The sequence below is a fragment of the Buttiauxella sp. WJP83 genome (assembly GCF_027594725.1).
In the GTDB taxonomy this organism is placed as follows: Bacteria; Pseudomonadota; Gammaproteobacteria; order Enterobacterales; family Enterobacteriaceae; genus Buttiauxella; species Buttiauxella selenatireducens.
On record NZ_CP110080.1, the window covers coordinates 1,062,522 to 1,076,872 of the forward strand.

The 14,351-nt window shown below is 49.3% G+C and carries 16 protein-coding genes, 1 pseudogene and 1 other annotated feature; of the genes and pseudogenes, 9 read left to right on the forward strand and 8 right to left on the reverse strand.

From position 1 onward, the window contains the following. Nucleotides 1–59: 59 nt before the first annotated feature. Entirely contained in the window at nt 60–938 is an 879-nt protein-coding gene (gene nadK, locus OH773_RS04920; protein ID WP_270143552.1) for an NAD(+) kinase, read from the reverse strand. A gap of 129 nt (nt 939–1,067) precedes the next feature. On the opposite strand from nadK, the gene grpE reads away from it, so the two are divergent. Then, on the forward strand, nt 1,068–1,652 hold the full coding sequence (gene grpE, locus OH773_RS04925) for a nucleotide exchange factor GrpE (RefSeq protein WP_270143553.1): 585 nt from the start codon (nt 1,068–1,070) through the stop codon (nt 1,650–1,652). Nucleotides 1,653–1,710: 58 nt separating this feature from the next. Here grpE and OH773_RS04930 read toward each other — a convergent pair whose 3' ends face one another. Both OH773_RS04930 and OH773_RS04935 read right to left on the reverse strand, forming a co-directional pair. Beyond that, nucleotides 1,711–2,997, reverse strand: coding sequence for an HlyC/CorC family transporter (locus OH773_RS04930; protein ID WP_270143555.1), 1,287 nt, complete (start codon nt 2,995–2,997; stop codon nt 1,711–1,713). Nucleotides 2,998–3,023: 26 nt separating this feature from the next. Then, the gene (locus OH773_RS04935; RefSeq protein WP_270143557.1) at nt 3,024–3,812 is read right to left on the reverse strand and encodes a cytochrome C assembly family protein; all 789 of its coding nucleotides are present in this window, start codon (nt 3,810–3,812) and stop codon (nt 3,024–3,026) included. A gap of 297 nt (nt 3,813–4,109) precedes the next feature. Between OH773_RS04935 and ffh the strand changes: the two genes are divergently transcribed. The 5 genes and pseudogenes from ffh (at nt 4,110) to rplS (ending at nt 7,632) form a co-directional block, all read left to right on the forward strand. Beyond that, nucleotides 4,110–5,471, forward strand: coding sequence for a signal recognition particle protein (ffh, locus tag OH773_RS04940; RefSeq protein ID WP_183270321.1), 1,362 nt, complete (start codon nt 4,110–4,112; stop codon nt 5,469–5,471). A gap of 137 nt (nt 5,472–5,608) precedes the next feature. After that, nucleotides 5,609–5,857, forward strand: a complete 249-nt coding sequence (gene rpsP, locus OH773_RS04945) for a 30S ribosomal protein S16 (RefSeq protein ID WP_064560612.1) — start codon at nt 5,609–5,611, stop codon at nt 5,855–5,857. Nucleotides 5,858–5,875: 18 nt separating this feature from the next. Then, nucleotides 5,876–6,424, forward strand: a complete 549-nt coding sequence (gene rimM, locus OH773_RS04950) for a ribosome maturation factor RimM (RefSeq protein ID WP_270145683.1) — start codon at nt 5,876–5,878, stop codon at nt 6,422–6,424. 45 nt (nt 6,425–6,469) lie between these two features. Next, nucleotides 6,470–7,238, forward strand: a pseudogene (gene trmD, locus OH773_RS04955) (tRNA (guanosine(37)-N1)-methyltransferase TrmD). Between the two features lie 43 nt (nt 7,239–7,281). Next, nucleotides 7,282–7,632 carry a 50S ribosomal protein L19 gene (rplS, locus tag OH773_RS04960; RefSeq protein WP_034457314.1) on the forward strand — a complete coding sequence of 117 codons (351 nt, stop codon included), beginning with the start codon at nt 7,282–7,284 and terminating at the stop codon, nt 7,630–7,632. A gap of 56 nt (nt 7,633–7,688) precedes the next feature. Here rplS and OH773_RS04965 read toward each other — a convergent pair whose 3' ends face one another. Then, nucleotides 7,689–8,060, reverse strand: a complete 372-nt coding sequence (locus OH773_RS04965) for a DUF2799 domain-containing protein (RefSeq protein ID WP_270143569.1) — start codon at nt 8,058–8,060, stop codon at nt 7,689–7,691. 289 nt (nt 8,061–8,349) lie between these two features. Here OH773_RS04965 and aroF point away from each other — a divergent pair, with 289 nt between their 5' ends. The 3 genes from aroF to OH773_RS04980 all read left to right on the forward strand — a co-directional run bounded on the left by aroF (nt 8,350) and on the right by OH773_RS04980 (nt 11,505). Next, nucleotides 8,350–9,420, forward strand: a complete 1,071-nt coding sequence (aroF, locus tag OH773_RS04970; RefSeq protein ID WP_270143571.1) for a 3-deoxy-7-phosphoheptulonate synthase AroF — start codon at nt 8,350–8,352, stop codon at nt 9,418–9,420. Between the two features lie 11 nt (nt 9,421–9,431). Next, complete coding sequence (gene tyrA, locus OH773_RS04975) at nt 9,432–10,553, forward strand: bifunctional chorismate mutase/prephenate dehydrogenase (RefSeq protein WP_270143573.1); 1,122 nt, start codon at nt 9,432–9,434, stop codon at nt 10,551–10,553. Nucleotides 10,554–10,629: 76 nt separating this feature from the next. Continuing rightward, the gene (locus OH773_RS04980; protein ID WP_270143575.1) at nt 10,630–11,505 is read left to right on the forward strand and encodes an SMP-30/gluconolactonase/LRE family protein; all 876 of its coding nucleotides are present in this window, start codon (nt 10,630–10,632) and stop codon (nt 11,503–11,505) included. Between the two features lie 29 nt (nt 11,506–11,534). On the opposite strand, the gene pheA is transcribed toward OH773_RS04980, so the two are convergent. The 4 genes from pheA to bamD form a co-directional block, all read right to left on the reverse strand. Further along, nucleotides 11,535–12,695: a bifunctional chorismate mutase/prephenate dehydratase gene (gene pheA, locus OH773_RS04985; RefSeq protein ID WP_270143577.1), complete on the reverse strand. Its 1,161-nt coding sequence runs from the start codon at nt 12,693–12,695 to the stop codon at nt 11,535–11,537. Between the two features lie 21 nt (nt 12,696–12,716). Further along, nucleotides 12,717–12,842 (reverse strand) — a sequence feature (Phe leader region). After that, a complete protein-coding gene (pheL, locus tag OH773_RS04990; RefSeq protein ID WP_101706155.1) occupies nt 12,794–12,841 on the reverse strand; it encodes a pheA operon leader peptide PheL in 48 nt (15 codons plus the stop codon). Its footprint overlaps the feature before it by 48 nt. A 102-nt stretch (nt 12,843–12,944) precedes the next feature. After that, complete coding sequence (raiA, locus tag OH773_RS04995; RefSeq protein WP_183270313.1) at nt 12,945–13,283, reverse strand: ribosome-associated translation inhibitor RaiA; 339 nt, start codon at nt 13,281–13,283, stop codon at nt 12,945–12,947. A gap of 269 nt (nt 13,284–13,552) precedes the next feature. After that, on the reverse strand, nt 13,553–14,290 hold the full coding sequence (gene bamD / locus OH773_RS05000; RefSeq protein WP_183270312.1) for an outer membrane protein assembly factor BamD: 738 nt from the start codon (nt 14,288–14,290) through the stop codon (nt 13,553–13,555). Nucleotides 14,291–14,351 lie beyond the last annotated feature (61 nt).

Sequence of the window (14,351 nt, forward strand, 5' to 3'; positions counted from 1 at the left end):
ACTGTGTTTTCATACAGTATAAACTGGTTTTATATACAGTAAAGAGGTTGGACTACTTTTTAGAACAATTTTTTTGACCAGCCGAGTTTTGAGCTCAATGTATTGAAATAGCTGTAATCTTTTGGATGAATAAGATTGAGGTGGTAATCGCAGCGGCGGATCAATACGTCTTCACCTTCCTGAATCGGTAGCGCAATCTGGCTGTCACAACTGATTTCCAGATCGTTACGCATATTTGAAAAGCGCAGGCGAATGGTGCTGCTGCTGTTGATGACCAGTGGGCGCGCAGACAACGTGTGTGGGAACATCGGCACCAGGGTGATGGCATCAAGCGATGGAGTAAGAATTGGTCCGCCAGCGGAGAGCGAATAGGCGGTAGAGCCGGTCGGCGTCGAAATAATCAGACCATCGGAGCGTTGCGAAAACGCGAATATCTCATCGATATAGACTTCGAATTCAATCATGTGCGCCACTTTGCCTGGGTGTAGCACCACTTCGTTAATCGCGGTACTCAGGCGCGTTGGGGTATCCTGTTGGCACACCTGGGCTTCGAGCAAGAAACGGCGCTCGGCAATGTAGTGTCCTTCAAGCACATCTGCGAGTTGCTGCTGTGCGTTGTCTGGGTCAAGGTCGGTAAGAAAGCCGAGATTGCCGCGGTTGATGCCAATGACTTTGATATCATAACGAGCAAGAACGCGGGCTGCGCCAAGCATATTGCCGTCACCACCAACAACAACCGCGAGATCGGCCTGTTGGCCTATTTCCGCCAGCGTGCCGGTTTTCACGTTATTGAGGTTAAGTTCCTGGGCAATTTGCTGCTCGACAATGACGTCGTAGCCTTTGGTGCAGAGCCAGCGATACAGCATTTCATGCGTGGTTAGGGCTGTAGGGTGACGCGGGTGCCCGACAATACCAATGCAGTTGAAATGTTTGTTCATTATGCTGATGGTCCTTATGCGCAGTGATGCAGTCGTTTATGACAATATGTCACGTTCCCTTGAATCCCGGAAACTGATCCCCATAATAAGCGAACCAGCGAGATGAATGCTAAAAACGCGGAGAAATTCATGAGTAGTAAAGATCAGAAAACACCAGACGAGCAAGTCTCGGACGAAATTGCAATGGAAAGCCACGAAGAAGTCGAGGCCGTAGAGGGTGCCGAAGTGGTTGATCCGCGCGATGAAAAAATTGCCGATTTAACAGCGCAACTGGAAGAAGTTCAGCAGCGCGAGCGTGACAGCGTGTTACGCAACAAAGCGGAAATGGAAAACCTCCGTCGCCGTACTGAGCTCGATATCGAGAAAGCGCACAAGTTCGCTCTGGACAAATTTGTCAACGAGCTGCTGCCGGTGATTGATAGCCTGGATCGCGCTTTGGAAGTGGTAGACAAGTCAAACACCGACTTGGCCGCCATGATTGAAGGCATCGAATTAACTCAGAAATCGATGATTGATGTGGTGCGTAAGTTTGGTGTGGAAGTGGTTGGCGATACCAATGTGCCGTTCAACCCGGATGTCCACCAGGCGATTGCCATGGTTGAGTCTGAAGATGTTGCTCCAAACCACGTGCTGATGGTGATGCAGAAGGGTTACACCCTGAATGGTCGCACACTGCGTGCAGCCATGGTTTCTGTGGCTAAAGCAAAAGCGTAATTTGATTTAACCGCTTGAAATAAAAAGCCAGCCGTGAAGGCTGGCTTTTTTGTATCAGTTATTCTTCAACACTTTGGCGAAGTGGTGTCACAGGCGTCACGCGCACTTGCTTAATCATGTTGTCTTGTACGTCGAGAATATCGATGTCGTAATGGCTCAATCGCACACGCGTGTCGATGGCTGGGATCTCTTGCAGTTCTTCAAGCAGCATACCGTTTACGGTGCGCGCTTCGTCTTCTGGCAGCGTCCAGTTAAATGCTTTGTTGATTTCACGCACATTGGCGCTGCCTTCAATAATGACGGAGCCGTCATTTTGCGGCGTCACTTCCTCGGCAAGCGTTGGCGACATCGATGTCGTGAAATCGCCAACAATCTCTTCAAGAATATCTTCAACCGTTACCAGCCCTTGAATATCACCATATTCATCAACGACCAGACCGACTTTCTTTTTGTTGCGCTGGAATTTTACCAACTGAATACTGAGCGGCGTCCCTTCAGGCACAAAGTAAATTTCATCAGAGGCACGCAGCAGCGTTTCTTTGGTGAACTCCTGTTTTTCCGTCATTAAACGGTAGGCTTCACGCACACGCAGCATGCTGATGGCATCGTCCAGCGTGTCGCGGTACAGCACAATGCGGCCATGTGGGGAGTGTGTCAGCTGGCGAACAATTGATTTCCAGTCATCGTTGATGTCGATGCCCACAATTTCGTTGCGCGGCACCATGATGTCGTCAACGTTCATTTTTTCGAGATCCAGCACCGATAGCAGCATGTCCTGGTTGCGACGGGAAATTTTTGTGTGTGACTCATGCACAAGGGTACGCAATTCATCTTTGTTTAATGCGCTACTTACGGTACTGACGTTTTTGATACCCATAAGACGCATCAACATGCGCGTGATGATGTTGAGCAGCCACACCAGCGGCATCATCAGTATTTGCAATGGCCCGAGCAGGAAGCTACTTGGGAAGGCGACTTTTTCCGGATACAGTGCGGCAATGGTTTTTGGCAGGACTTCAGCGAACACCAGTACCACGAAGGTGAGAATACCGGTGGCGATGGCGACACCTGCGTCACCGTATAAACGCATGCCTACAATGGTGCCAATGGCTGAGGCCAAAATGTTGACCAGGTTATTGCCGATGAGCACGAGGCTAATCAGGCGGTCTGGTTTGCGAAGGAGTTTTTCGACCCGTTTGGCCGAGCGATTGCCCTGTTTGGCAAGGTGGCGCAGCTTATAGCGGTTAAGCGTCATCATGCCGGTTTCTGAACCGGAGAAGTACGCCGAAACCACCACCATGATGATCAAGGTAACGATCAGCGTGGTGGTTGAGATGTGTTCCAAAAGGAGTGTCCTTTAATAATGCAAAATTAGCTGACGAATTGTTGTAGAACCCGGCTACCGAAGTAGGCGAGCGTCAGAATCGCGGCGCCTGCAACGTTAAACCACACGACACGGCGACCACGCCAACCCTCATGATAGTGTCCCCACAGCAAAACGATGTAGACAAACCATGCGAGAATCGACAAAACCGCTTTGTCGACGTTTTCCAGACTGAAAAGATTTTTCAGATAAAACAGGCCGGTACAAAGGGTTAACGTCAGCAGTACCACGCCGACCTGGGTGATGTGAAACATTTTGCGCTCAATGCTCATCAACGGTGGCATTTCAGCACGGAAGGCAAGTTTCTTATTCTTGAGCTGATAATCAATCCATGCCAGTTGCAGCGCATAAAGTGCCGCAATGATAAGCGTAGCGTAGGCAAACAGCGACAAGCCAATGTGCACCATCATACCCGGCGTGGCTTCAAGATGGGTGATGAATTCGTTGGGCATGAAGGTCGCCAGCGCCAGATTGATTAAGGCGAAAGCGTAAACAATCGGTAACAGTAGCCAGCCGCGATTTCGCGAAGCCACGATAGTCATCACGGTGCAGATCATCAAACTGACTAACGACCCGACGTTAAGCAGGCTGAGGTTCTGACCGCCGTCGGCGGTAAAAATACGTGCTTCAAGTGCCAGACCGTGGCTTACAAGCGCGATAACGGCGGATATGATAGCGAAACGACGCCATCCGCTGTTCTTTGTCAGCAGACTGGGGATAATCAGCGCGAGGCTGCTGGAATAGGCTACAAGCGCAAGGATTGCGAAAACAGGCATATAAAGTGTCGGTCAATTAGCCAGAGATGAAAAAAAACAGTATAACGTTACCTGCCGCCTGCTCCAACTCTAACCGTTGCATCACACCAAAGGCGGCTTCATGTTATATACCCGTCATACTACAAGTTATGGGGGTGTTGGCTGCACTCACTTACCCCAATCACTTACTTTAGTAAGCTCGTGGGGATAAGCTCCCTTGCCGCCTACCCACAACTTGAACTATTTAGGGTATAATCCGCCAAATTCTGTTTTGTGTCGCAAGCTGCGGCCCTAAGTTACCACGTTAGGCAAAAGACAATGTTTGATAATTTAACTGACCGTCTGTCGCGCACACTGCGCAATATCAGCGGCCGCGGGCGGCTGACTGAAGAGAATGTAAAAGAAACTCTGCGCGAAGTGCGCATGGCACTTCTGGAAGCGGATGTTGCGCTGCCGGTGGTGCGAGACTTTATCAGCCGCGTGAAAGAAAAAGCGGTTGGCCACGAAGTTAACAAAAGCCTGACCCCGGGCCAGGAGTTCGTCAAAATCGTTCGTGCCGAATTGGTCGCGGCGATGGGCGAAGAGAACGCGAGCCTGAATCTTGCTGCGCAACCGCCAGCCGTAGTGTTAATGGCGGGTCTGCAAGGTGCGGGTAAAACGACAAGCGTAGGTAAACTGGGTAAGTTCCTGCGTGAAAAGCACAAAAAGAAAGTGCTGGTCGTTTCTGCCGACGTTTATCGTCCGGCGGCGATAAAACAGCTGGAAACGCTGGCTGAACAAGTTGGTGTTGATTTCTTCCCTTCCGATGTCGGGCAAAAACCTGTCGATATCGTTAATGCTGCGCTGAAAGAAGCGAAGCTGAAGTTCTTTGACGTGTTGCTGGTGGATACCGCTGGTCGTTTACACGTTGACGAAGCGATGATGGATGAAATCAAACAGGTTCATGCTGCGATTAATCCAGTTGAAACTCTGTTTGTTGTAGACGCCATGACGGGGCAAGATGCGGCAAATACCGCAAAAGCTTTCAACGAAGCGTTGCCACTGACGGGCGTCGTGCTGACGAAAGTCGACGGTGATGCGCGTGGTGGTGCGGCACTTTCTATTCGTCACATCACCGGTAAGCCAATTAAGTTCCTGGGTGTAGGCGAAAAAACCGAAGCGCTGGAACCTTTCCACCCTGATCGTATTGCTTCTCGTATTCTGGGGATGGGCGATGTTCTCTCGCTTATCGAAGATATTGAGAGCAAAGTCGACCGTGCTCAGGCTGAAAAGCTGGCAAGCAAGCTGAAGAAGGGCGATGGGTTTGATCTCAACGATTTCCTCGATCAGCTGAAGCAAATGAAAAACATGGGCGGCATGGCGAGTATGATGAGCAAATTGCCAGGTATGGGGCAATTGCCGGATAACGTTAAGTCGCAAATGGATGACAAAGTCCTGGTGCGTATGGAAGCCATTATTAACTCCATGACGCTCAAAGAGCGCGCGCAGCCAGAGATTATCAAAGGTTCACGCAAACGTCGTATCGCGATGGGGGCGGGTATGCAGGTGCAGGATGTCAACCGTCTGCTTAAGCAGTTCGACGACATGCAGCGCATGATGAAGAAGATGAAGAAGGGCGGAATGGCGAAAATGATGCGTGGCATGAAAGGTATGATGCCGCCAGGTTTCCCAGGTCGTTAATTTCTGCAATTTTTGTTTCGCCAGCAAAACAAAAATTGATTTCCGCTCAGGAATGAGTACAATTTTCGGGCTTTTAATATGACACCGGGCTCCGTCCCTCGACGGGGCCCGGTGTTTTATTCACTAAAGAGGATGTTATGGTAACTATTCGTTTAGCACGTCACGGCGCAAAAAAGCGTCCGTTCTACCAGGTTGTTGTTACTGACAGCCGTAATGCACGTAACGGTCGCTTCATTGAGCGCGTTGGTTTCTTCAACCCTATCGCTAGCGAAAAAGACGAGGCTACTCGCCTGGATCTGGATCGCATCGAGCATTGGGTTGGCCAAGGCGCAACCGTTTCTGATCGCGTATCTGCGCTGATCAAAGCAGCAAAAAAAGCAGCTTAATCTGTCACGGTGGTCATGATGAGCAATCAAATCTCCGCAAAGGCACCTGTTAATCCAATCGTATTGGGTAAGATGGGATCCTGCTACGGTATTCGTGGTTGGCTCAGAGTGTTTTCCTCCACCGAAGACGCCGATAGCATTTTTGACTATCAGCCCTGGTTTATCCAGAAGGCGGGTCAGTGGCAGCAAGTACAGCTGGAAAGCTGGAAGCACCACAATCAGGATCTGATCATCAAGCTGAAAGGTGTTGACGATCGGGATGCCGCGAATCTTCTCACTAATTGCGAAATTGTGATTGATTCGACGCAATTGCCTCATCTCGGCGAGGGTGACTACTACTGGAAAGACCTTATGGGTTGCCAGGTAGTGACGACTCAGGGATATCAGCTTGGTAAAGTCATCGACATGATGGAAACCGGCTCAAATGACGTTCTCGTCATTAAGGCAAACCTGAAGGATGCGTTCGGTATCAAGGAGCGGCTGGTTCCGTTCCTCGATGGGCAGGTTATCAAGAAAGTCGATCTCGCTACTCAAACCATTGAAGTAGATTGGGATCCTGGTTTTTAAAACCTCCGGATTAACGGTAAAAGACGGCGTAATGGGGATTGGCTTGTGTTTATTGGTGTAGTTAGCCTGTTTCCAGAGATGTTCCGCGCAATTACCGACTTCGGGGTAACTGGCCGGGCAGTAAAAAATGGCCTGCTGAGCATCCAAAGCTGGAGTCCACGTGACTTCACTTATGACCGGCACCGTACCGTGGACGATCGTCCTTACGGCGGCGGACCGGGTATGCTTATGATGGTAAACCCTTTACGGGAAGCCATCCACGCAGCGAAAGCAGCGGCAGGGGAAGGTGCTAAGGTTATCTATCTTTCACCTCAGGGGCGCAAGCTTGATCAAGCAGGCGTCAGCGAACTGGCAACAAATGAGAAGCTAATTCTGGTTTGTGGTCGGTACGAAGGGATAGATGAGCGCGTAATCCAAACCGAAATTGATGAAGAATGGTCAATCGGCGATTACGTTCTCAGTGGCGGTGAATTACCCGCAATGGTGCTGATTGACTCAGTTTCACGGTTTATTCCGGGAGTTCTGGGACATCAGTCATCAGCAATCGAAGATTCGTTTGCTGATGGATTGCTTGACTGTCCACACTATACTCGTCCTGAAGTGTTAGAAGGCATGGAAGTTCCGCCAGTTTTACTGTCGGGGAACCACGCTGAGATTCGACGTTGGCGCCTGAAGCAGTCGCTGGGCCGTACCTGGCTTAGAAGACCTGAACTTCTGGAAAACCTGGCTCTGACTGAAGAGCAAGCAAGGTTGCTGGCGGAGTTCCAACGGGAACACGCAAATACAGCAACATAAACATGATGGGCATGGTTAATACCACCCAATACATCAGTTTACCCAGGATAAGAGATTAAATTATGAGCAACATTATTAAGCAAATTGAACAAGAACAGATGAAACAGGATGTACCTTCATTCCGTCCGGGTGATTCCGTGGAAGTGAAAGTATGGGTCGTTGAAGGTTCTAAAAAACGTCTGCAGGCATTTGAGGGCGTGGTTATCGCTATCCGTAACCGCGGTCTGCACTCTGCATTCACTGTTCGTAAAATTTCCAACGGCGAAGGTGTTGAGCGTGTATTCCAGACTCACTCCCCAGTAATCGACAGCATTACTGTTAAACGTCGTGGTGCCGTTCGTAAAGCTAAACTGTACTACCTGCGTGAGCGTACTGGTAAATCTGCTCGTATCAAAGAGCGTCTTACTAAGTAAGATTTCGCTAACGCGACATCCATGTAAAGGGCTGCCATTTGGCAGCCCTTTTTTGTTTAACGCATCAAAGATTCCTGCAATCCTTCACGGCTGGCTTTTTCCCATATTGCGCGGCGTTCAGCTACATCTGGCAGCGTTTCACAACTGGAAGGGAATGATTTGCCGCTTTGTCCCTGAATGGCTAAAAACTTCGGATCACAAATCCTCTGCTGACCCTCTGCATATCCCTTTAACCATTCTTCTCGATCCACATTTTCATCGTTATGCAGATGCGCAATGACGGGGTTACTTCTTACAGGCTGCCCAGACATCGCATCATCCCAACCTGCCTGGTACCAGTCGGTAGGTGCCGGAGTTGGAGCGTGCGTGTAGGGATCAACATAACAAGCAGACAGTAACAGGATCGGAATCAGGGCCAGGTAGCGCATAGTGGGGATATCCATTTCAAAGCGTATTATCTGAGCATAGAGCGCTTACGGCATTGCAGTGCGCTATTTTTACAGAGTGCATGATTGAGCATGAAATAAGCGTTGTTATGCAGTGATGTATATTTAAGTTTACACTAATCGTGATTTAATGTGCCTTAATCGGCATTTATTTTCTTTGTGTAATTTATTGTTTACGCATTATGGATTGCATTCTTTACTAAAGATGGTAAGGTAGTGCCATCCTCACTGAGGAAACGACTATCGCAAACGAGCTAACAGGATCGCCATCATGCAAAAAGACGCGCTGAACAACGTTCATATTTCTGACGAACAGGTATTAATCACTCCGGATCAACTGAAAGCGGAATTCCCGCTGACTGCAGCTCAAGAAGTGCAGATTGAACAGTCCCGCCAGACGATTTCCGATATTATCGCTGGCCGCGATCCTCGTCTGTTGGTGGTGTGTGGACCTTGCTCGATCCACGACCCTGAAACTGCGATTGAATATGCTCGTCGTTTTAAAACGTTGTCTGAAGAAGTTAGCGATAGTCTGTACCTCGTGATGCGCGTCTATTTTGAAAAGCCACGTACTACCGTCGGCTGGAAAGGGCTGATCAACGATCCACACATGGATGGCTCGTTTGATGTTGAAGCTGGTTTGAAAATTGCTCGTCACTTACTCGTAGAATTGGTCAGCATGGGTCTGCCGCTGGCGACAGAAGCACTTGATCCGAACAGCCCGCAATACCTGGGCGATTTGTTCAGCTGGTCCGCGATTGGTGCACGTACCACTGAATCCCAGACCCACCGTGAAATGGCTTCGGGCCTTTCAATGCCTGTTGGATTTAAAAATGGGACTGACGGTAGCCTTGGAACTGCGATCAATGCGATGCGTGCCGCATCTATGCCGCACCGTTTCGTTGGTATCAACCAGGCAGGCCAAGTTTGCTTGTTGCAAACTCAGGGGAACCCTGATGGCCATGTGATTTTGCGCGGAGGCAAAGCGCCAAACTACAGCCCGGCAGATGTCGCACAGTGTGAAAAAGAGATGGTGCAGGCGGGACTCCGTCCAGCCTTGATGATAGATTGCAGCCATGGCAACTCAAACAAAGACTACCGCCGCCAGCCGGGTGTGGCTGAATCAGCTGTCGCTCAAATTAAAGATGGTAACCGTTCGATTATTGGTCTGATGATAGAAAGTAATATCCACGAAGGTAATCAATCATCAGAGCAACCACGCAGTGAAATGAAGTACGGTGTTTCTGTAACGGATGCTTGCATCGACTGGGAAACGACGGAAACCTTACTGCGCGAGATTCATCAGGATCTGAACGGCACGCTTGCGGCGCGTAAGGCATAAGAGGTTTTACTATGGTGGCTGAATTGACCGCGCTGCGCGATCAAATTGATGAAGTGGATAAGGCGTTGCTGGGGTTGCTGGCACGCCGCCTGGAATTGGTAGCGGAAGTTGGCGAAGTCAAAAGCCAGTACGGTTTACCGATTTATGTCCCGGAACGTGAAGCTGCAATGTTAGCTTCACGCCGCAAGGAGGCAGAAACGCTGGGTGTTCCTCCTGACTTGATTGAAGATGTGCTGCGCCGGGTCATGCGCGAGTCTTACTCGAGCGAGAATGACAAAGGGTTTAAAACACTGTTTCCTGCGCTGCGTCCGGTGGTTATTGTCGGCGGCGGCGGGCAGATGGGGCGTCTGTTTGAAAAGATGCTCACCCTTTCTGGCTATCAGGTGCGCATTCTGGAAAAAGAAGACTGGGCGCAGGCTGCGGAATTGATGGTTGATGCGGGCATGGTGATTGTCAGTGTGCCGATTCATATTACCGAGCAAGTTATCTCCCAACTTCCACGTTTGCCTGATGACTGTATTCTGGTTGATCTGGCGTCGGTGAAAAATGGCCCGCTGCAAGCCATGCTGGCCGCGCATCAAGGTCCCGTTCTTGGGTTACACCCAATGTTCGGCCCAGATAGCGGAAGTCTTGCGAAGCAGGTCGTGGTCTATTGCGATGGCCGTCAACCGGAAGCTTATCAGTGGTTCCTGGAACAAATCCAAGTCTGGGGCGCTCGTTTGCACCGTTCCACCGCTGTTGAACACGATCAGAACATGGCATTTATTCAGGCGTTGCGCCACTTTGCAACCTTTGCATATGGTTTGCACTTGGCTGAAGAGAATGTTCAGCTCGAACAGTTACTTGCGCTTTCATCACCCATTTATCGCCTGGAACTGGCGATGGTAGGTCGATTATTCGCCCAGGACCCACAGCTTTACGCCGATATTATTATGTCTTCCGAAAGCAATCTGGAACTTATCAAGCGTTACTACAAGCGATTCGGTGAGGCAATTGGCTTACTTGAGCACGGTGATAAGCAAGCTTTCATCGACAGCTTCCGTAAAGTCGAACATTGGTTTGGCGATTACGCACAGCGCTTCCAGAGCGAAAGTAGAACGTTGTTACGTCAGGCAAATGATAGCCGACCGTAATTTCAATAAAGGTTTTATACTCAAAAGCCATCAGGGAAACCGGGTGGCTTTTTTCATGGCTATAAAGGATAGAGAAATGGCGCAGCCGCAAGTTCTGTTCGATTACACTGGTCATTTACCTGAATGCCCTACGTGGAGTGCAGAGGAAAATTGCCTGTACTGGACGGATATTCTTGAAAATGAAATTCATCGTTACAACACGATAAACAGTAAACACGATGTGATTCAATTTTCCGAAGAAGTCGGCTGTTTTGCTTTGTGTGAAACAGGGGGCTTTATTGTCGCGTTGCGAAGTGGAATTTATCTCACTAATCGCACAGGCCTTATCACTCGCAAAGTCTGTGACAACCCGAGTAACCCCGCTTTCGCTCGTTTCAATGATGGTGGAACTGACAGAGATGGACGGTTTTATGCCGGAACATTTTGGGGACCAGGTGACTACAATGGGGCATTATTATGCCGCGTAGATAACGATCTGACTGCGCATGTTATCCAACATGATATTCATGGCGCCAACGGCCTGGCATTCAGTGAAGATAAAAAATGGATGTACACATCGGATACACCTAACCGCGTGATTTATCGAACCCCTCTGGACGAAAATGGTGAACCGGGCAAGCGTGAAGTGTTTAAGCGCTTTGAGCCGGGGCAGGGGATACCCGATGGTGCTGCGATTGACGAAGAAGGTTGCTACTGGACGGCGTTGTTTGATGGCTATCGCATTGCGCGTTTATCGCCTGCTGGCGACGTTCTGGAAGAACATCAGTTGCCGGTACGCTGCCCAACGATGGTCTGTTTCGGTGGCGATGACATGAAAACGTTGTTCATTACGACGACGCGAGAAAATATGGGTGATACTGAAGTTGCTGAAAGACCGCTTTCTGGTGCGATTTTTACACTTCAAGTCGCGGTTGCAGGGATGCCGAAACTGAAATTCAAAGTGAGCCAGTAAGCCAGCTTGACGCTGGCTTACTGTCAGTATCAAGCAGGGTCGACAGGGACAACGTTTTCACTTGGGTAACAGCCAAGCACTTTCATCGAACGAGTGATTTCACCCAGCTCGCGTAGCGCTTTGCGCATTGCTTCATCATTCAGGTTTGCCTGAACATCCAGATAAAACATTTCTTCCCACGGGTTGCCGTTTATCGGGCGCGATTCCAGTTTTGTCATAATCAGATTGTGATTTCGCAACACCAGAAGGGCTTCTACCAATGCGCCAGCTTGCTGACCTGTCGCCATGAGTAATGTCGTTTTGGCTGGGACCTGGTCGGTCACTTCAATCGATTTGCGAGCCAGTACGATGAAACGGGTAATGTTTTGCGTCTGGTTAGCCAGATTACGTTCCAGAACTTGCAAGCCATATAACGCCCCACCGGCTTCATTGCCAAGCGCTGCGACGTGTGGCGAGTTGGCCTGAGCCACTTTTTCCATCGCCGCAGACGTGCTTTCGCAGTATTCGATTTTCCAGTTCGGATAACGGTTAATGAATTGGCTGCATTGCTGGAAAGGCTGCGGATGGCTGTATACCGTATGGATTGTGTCTAAATCTGTCGTACCGTTGACAAGCACGCAGTGATCGATTGGCACGGTCATTTCGGCAACAATGGACAAGCTCGTATGCTGCAACAAATCGTAGACATCGTTTATCGCACCGGAGCTGGTGTTTTCTAGCGGCACAACGGCGTAATCCGCCTGACCAGTTTCAACCTGGTTAAAGATGTCATGGAATTTGGCACAGCCACTTTCAATGAATTGCTCGAAGTGGCGAGCAGCATACTGACGTGCGGCCAGGTGCGAGTAAGAACCTTTCGGACCAAGGAAAGCAATTCGAGCCGATTGCGGATTGGTTTTATTAAGGTGTTGCTGTAATAACGCTTGCTGCGTCAGAACTGAATCTTCAATGATCAATTGAAACAGGCGCGTAATATAATGAGCATCCAGATTATGCGCTTTACCGAGGTTGATCAGACGCTCCAGCAAGTCACGCTCACGGTCGATATCACGTACCGGGCGGTGAGTTGCGAGCTTGGCTTTTCCGACTTCTACAGCCAATAAGCGACGCTCTGCCAGCAATGCCAGCAATTTTACATCCAGGGCGCTGATTTTATCGCGCAGTGCCAGCAATGGGTTTGTCTCACTCATAACGCTACCTTTTCGAAGTCCATAAAAAAGGCCTCCCGCTTGGGGAGGCCTGTTTGTTCGTCTTCGCATTCTTTATCACACGACGAATTGCCTCCCATTTAGGGGAAGGTAAAAAAGAATGCGAAGAAAAACGGAATTAATTTCATGGTTGGTTCCTGATAAGTCAGACAAGTAAGGTACTCGCTCTGTTTTCGCTCTGTCAATAAAAAACGCGCCCGGAGGCGCGTTGAGTGTAACAAAGCTAATTCATTACTCTTCTTCAACTTCCGCGATAGCAACGTCTTTCACTGAACCTGCTGTGCGACGCGCTTCACCCTTGTGTTGCACTTTATTCAACTGCCGCTCCAGTTTGTTGATCAAATCGTTGATAGCCGTATACATATCATCGTGTTTGGCGCTCGCTACGAGCTGGCCGTTTGGCGTATTAATGGTGGCATCAGCCACGAAACCTTTCGGTTCTTTGGACAAAACAATATGTGGGTTAATTAGATGAGTTTGCCACTTGTCCAGTTTAGAGAGACGGTCTGCGACGTGCTGACGAATAGCTGGGGTGATTTCCATTTGCTTGCTGGTAATGTTCATTGTCATAAAGTTACCTCTTGTCTTTCCCGTCTTGGTAACTCCAGCATACCTTTCTGAATGTCAAAATGTGTGATGTAAATCACATTGTTTTGTCGCTTTTTGTCAACAAATCCTTTTTGTGAGGCAGGACAGGATCTCTGTTTTTAGCGCTTGTGGAACGGAGAAATAGCGTCCATATTTGATTGGATGACCTGACGCTAAACCGTTTCAGGATGGTGTTTCAGGCAATAAAAATGGCAGCCATGGGCTGCCATTTTGTTTTTAAAATCGGTCTATCAAGTATTGCTGCCGTTGGCCGCGATAATTTTTGCAACTTTTTCGGCTTGAGCCGGCATTTGCAGTTCACGATAGGCATTTTCCATCAGCTTCAGACCATCACGGGTGGCTTGAGTATCAGGGAAATCACGCAACATTCCTTCGACACGGTTAACTACTGCAACCCATGCGCCGCGTTTAGTGTAGTATTGCGCCACGGAAAGCTCATATTTCGCTAAACGATCTTTCAGGAATACCAGACGCTTTGTGGCATCGGTGACATACTGGCTTTTCGGGTAACCTCGAACCAGCTTAGAGAAATCGTTGAATGCGTCACGCGCATGAGCAGGATCGCGGTCAGAACGATCTACGCCAAAGAAACCTTGTAATGCGCTATCATCCAGTGCCATGTCCGTCAGACCACGCATGTAAAGTACGTAGTCGATGTTTGGATGGGTAGGATTTAGACGCATAAAGCGGTCAATAGCTGCCTGAGCCAGTGGCAAGTCAGCATTCTTATAGTAAGCGTAAATGAGATCTAACTGCACTTGTTGCGAGTAAGGCCCGAACGGATAACGGTTATCCAGCGCTTCCAGTTGCGTTATCGCCGCTTTAAAGTTACCGTCCTGCAACTTTTGTTGGGCAGTCGCATAGATCTCAGAAGGTGGACTATCAGGAACCTCATCCTTGGAACTGGAGCAACCAGCCAAAGCCAGGCTCAACGTGGCTGCTGCCACCAGATATTTCATACGCGTCATGACGTTTTGACTTTCCTCAGAATGTTATCCGGGAGGCTCACAGTACCAGCTCCCGATAAAG

Excerpts from the sequence above, each read along its gene's own strand:
- nadK (WP_270143552.1), bottom strand. The coding sequence starts at position 938 with ATGAACAAACATTTCAACTGCATTGGTATTGTCGGGCACCCGCGTCAC.
- grpE (WP_270143553.1), top strand. The coding sequence starts at position 1,068 with ATGAGTAGTAAAGATCAGAAAACACCAGACGAGCAAGTCTCGGACGAA.
- OH773_RS04935 (WP_270143557.1), bottom strand. The coding sequence starts at position 3,812 with ATGCCTGTTTTCGCAATCCTTGCGCTTGTAGCCTATTCCAGCAGCCTC.
- ffh (WP_183270321.1), top strand. The coding sequence starts at position 4,110 with ATGTTTGATAATTTAACTGACCGTCTGTCGCGCACACTGCGCAATATC.
- rpsP (WP_064560612.1), top strand. The coding sequence starts at position 5,609 with ATGGTAACTATTCGTTTAGCACGTCACGGCGCAAAAAAGCGTCCGTTC.
- rimM (WP_270145683.1), top strand. The coding sequence starts at position 5,876 with ATGAGCAATCAAATCTCCGCAAAGGCACCTGTTAATCCAATCGTATTG.
- rplS (WP_034457314.1), top strand. The coding sequence starts at position 7,282 with ATGAGCAACATTATTAAGCAAATTGAACAAGAACAGATGAAACAGGAT.
- OH773_RS04965 (WP_270143569.1), bottom strand. The coding sequence starts at position 8,060 with ATGCGCTACCTGGCCCTGATTCCGATCCTGTTACTGTCTGCTTGTTAT.
- aroF (WP_270143571.1), top strand. The coding sequence starts at position 8,350 with ATGCAAAAAGACGCGCTGAACAACGTTCATATTTCTGACGAACAGGTA.
- tyrA (WP_270143573.1), top strand. The coding sequence starts at position 9,432 with ATGGTGGCTGAATTGACCGCGCTGCGCGATCAAATTGATGAAGTGGAT.
- OH773_RS04980 (WP_270143575.1), top strand. The coding sequence starts at position 10,630 with ATGGCGCAGCCGCAAGTTCTGTTCGATTACACTGGTCATTTACCTGAA.
- pheA (WP_270143577.1), bottom strand. The coding sequence starts at position 12,695 with ATGAGTGAGACAAACCCATTGCTGGCACTGCGCGATAAAATCAGCGCC.
- raiA (WP_183270313.1), bottom strand. The coding sequence starts at position 13,283 with ATGACAATGAACATTACCAGCAAGCAAATGGAAATCACCCCAGCTATT.
- bamD (WP_183270312.1), bottom strand. The coding sequence starts at position 14,290 with ATGACGCGTATGAAATATCTGGTGGCAGCAGCCACGTTGAGCCTGGCT.